The sequence below is a fragment of the Escherichia sp. WS3063 genome, from assembly GCF_046486595.1.
Taxonomy (GTDB): Bacteria; Pseudomonadota; Gammaproteobacteria; order Enterobacterales; family Enterobacteriaceae; genus Escherichia; species Escherichia coli.
Genome location: NZ_JBJQKY010000063.1, coordinates 1 through 1889, shown reverse-complemented (window position 1 = coordinate 1889; position 1889 = coordinate 1). Strand labels below are relative to the sequence as shown.

Here is a 1889-nt window from a genome sequence, read left to right as displayed (position 1 = left end):
GGCGAACAAACGATGCTCGCCTTCCAGAAAACCGAGGATGCGAACCACTTCATCCGGGGTCAGCACCACCGGCAAGCGCCGCGACGGCCGAGGTCTTCCGATCTCCTGAAGCCAGGGCAGATCCGTGCACAGCACCTTGCCGTAGAAGAACAGCAAGGCCGCCAATGCCTGACGATGCGTGGAGACCGAAACCTTGCGCTCGTTCGCCAGCCAGGACAGAAATGCCTCGACTTCGCTGCTGCCCAAGGTTGCCGGGTGACGCACACCGTGGAAACGGATGAAGGCACGAACCCAGTGGACATAAGCCTGTTCGGTTGGTAAGCTGTAATGCAAGTAGCGTATGCGCTCACGCAACTGGTCCAGAACCTTGACCGAACGCAGCGGTGGTAACGGCGCAGTGGCGGTTTTCATGGCTTGTTATGACTGTTTTTTTGTACAGTCTATGCCTCGGGCATCCAAGCAGCAAGCGCGTTACGCCGTGGGTCGATGTTTGATGTTATGGAGCAGCAACGATGTTACGCAGCAGGGCAGTCGCCCTAAAACAAAGTTAGCCATATGAACTCGGAATCAGTACGCATTTATCTCGTTGCTGCGATGGGAGCCAATCGGGTTATTGGCAATGGTCCTAATATCCCCTGGAAAATTCCGGGTGAGCAGAAGATTTTTCGCAGACTCACTGAGGGAAAAGTCGTTGTCATGGGGCGAAAGACCTTTGAGTCTATCGGCAAGCCTCTACCGAACCGTCACACATTGGTAATCTCACGCCAAGCTAACTACCGCGCCACTGGCTGCGTAGTTGTTTCAACGCTGTCGCACGCTATCGCTTTGGCATCCGAACTCGGCAATGAACTCTACGTCGCGGGCGGAGCTGAGATATACACTCTGGCACTACCTCACGCCCACGGCGTGTTTCTATCTGAGGTACATCAAACCTTCGAGGGTGACGCCTTCTTCCCAATGCTCAACGAAACAGAATTCGAGCTTGTCTCAACCGAAACCATTCAAGCTGTAATTCCGTACACCCACTCCGTTTATGCGCGTCGAAACGGCTAACCATTCCGTCAACGGGACGCCAAAATGCTGCGCATTTTGGTTCCCTCCGCTGCGCTCCGGCTCTCGTTACGTCCAACGTTAGCACCACTGAAACCCAGCTTTATTTAGCTCATGTTTATTCAAACGGCATTTAGCTTTTCAGGCGTTATTCAGTGCCTGTTTTGCCTTTTTTCCGGGCTTCGCCTGCATGGGCTGCGCAGGTTTTCAGTCTTTTTGGCCTCTAGCCCTTGCGTAGCAAGCGCAAGCAGCTATCGTTTTTGCAGTGCTGTGCCGCCTCGGTGGCGCAGCGTTTTTTCACGGTTAGCGCCCGTCGCCAAATTCAAGTTATCCGTTTTGGCTTCTGGTTCTAACATTTCGGTCAAGCCGACCCGCATTCTGCGGTCGGCTTACCTCGCCCGTTAGACATCATGAGGGAAGCGGTGACCATCGAAATTTCGAACCAACTATCAGAGGTGCTAAGCGTCATTGAGCGCCATCTGGAATCAACGTTGCTGGCCGTGCATTTGTACGGCTCCGCAGTGGATGGCGGCCTGAAGCCATACAGCGATATTGATTTGTTGGTTACTGTGGCCGTAAAGCTTGATGAAACGACGCGGCGAGCATTGCTCAATGATCTTATGGAGGCTTCGGCTTTCCCTGGCGAGAGCGAGACGCTCCGCGCTATAGAAGTCACCCTTGTCGTGCATGACGACATCATCCCGTGGCGTTATCCGGCTAAGCGCGAGCTGCAATTTGGAGAATGGCAGCGCAATGACATTCTTGCGGGTATCTTCGAGCCAGCCATGATCGACATTGATCTAGCTATCCTGCTTACAAAAGCAAGAGAACATAGCGTT

3 protein-coding genes and 1 pseudogene are annotated in these 1889 nt (G+C 53.5%); 3 read left to right on the top strand and 1 reads right to left on the bottom strand.

The genetic code is table 11. The annotated features are described in order from the left end of the window. Positions 1-411 (bottom strand): annotated as a pseudogene (gene intI1, locus ACJHYW_RS25145) (class 1 integron integrase IntI1); the annotation flags it as partial. Between the two features lie 144 nt (positions 412-555). On the opposite strand from intI1, the gene dfrA12 reads away from it, so the two are divergent. The 3 genes from dfrA12 to ACJHYW_RS25130 all read left to right on the top strand — a co-directional run. Beyond that, positions 556-1053, top strand: a complete 498-nt coding sequence (dfrA12, locus tag ACJHYW_RS25140; protein WP_001083725.1) for a trimethoprim-resistant dihydrofolate reductase DfrA12 — start codon at positions 556-558, stop codon at positions 1051-1053. Between the two features lie 111 nt (positions 1054-1164). Then, complete coding sequence (locus ACJHYW_RS25135) at positions 1165-1455, top strand: DUF1010 domain-containing protein (RefSeq protein WP_001336345.1); 291 nt, start codon at positions 1165-1167, stop codon at positions 1453-1455. A 5-nt stretch (positions 1456-1460) separates the two neighbouring features. Next, the coding region (locus tag ACJHYW_RS25130) for an aminoglycoside adenylyltransferase family protein (protein ID WP_040209901.1) at positions 1461-1889 on the top strand (429 nt) is incomplete at its 3' end.